Origin of the sequence: Streptomyces sp. DH12, assembly GCF_020873895.1 — a bacterium.
Lineage (GTDB): Bacteria > Actinomycetota > Actinomycetes > Streptomycetales > Streptomycetaceae > Streptomyces.
The window spans coordinates 1-429 of the sequence record NZ_JAHWGT010001276.1; the positions used below are offsets into that span (position 1 = coordinate 1).

The window sequence follows — 429 nt, forward strand, 5'->3', positions numbered from 1 at the left end:
CGAGTTCTTCGCCCGGCACCGGCTGCTGCGCTGGCTGGAGGAGCCCCGGGTACGCCAGGCGCTGGACGCCGCCGACCGGCAGGCGCTGGAGCGGCTGTGCGACCGGCTGCCCGAGCTGCTGCCGGACCGGCCCGCCTGTCTGACCCACGGCGACCTGTGGACGCAGAACGTGATGGCCGCCCCCGACGGCCGGCCCGCGCTGATCGACCCGGCCGTGTCGTACACCTGGGCCGAGGTGGACCTGGCCCATCTGTGGACGACCGCGCCGCCGCCCGAGGCGCGGGTGTTCTTCGAGCGGTACGCGGAGCTGACCGGTCTCGACGCGGGCTGGCGGGAGCGGATGCCGGTCCTCCAGCTGCGTCAGCACCTGGCCGTGATCGCCCAGTTCGAGCCCGACTGGGGCGCCGCCGCACACGAACGGGCCACGCT

Annotated in this window: 1 protein-coding gene; it reads left to right on the forward strand. The window is 75.1% G+C overall.

The window, feature by feature from the left end; translation table 11 throughout:
* A partial coding sequence (locus tag LPA54_RS39655; RefSeq protein WP_228985250.1) for a fructosamine kinase family protein occupies positions 1-429 on the forward strand: 429 nt, incomplete at both ends.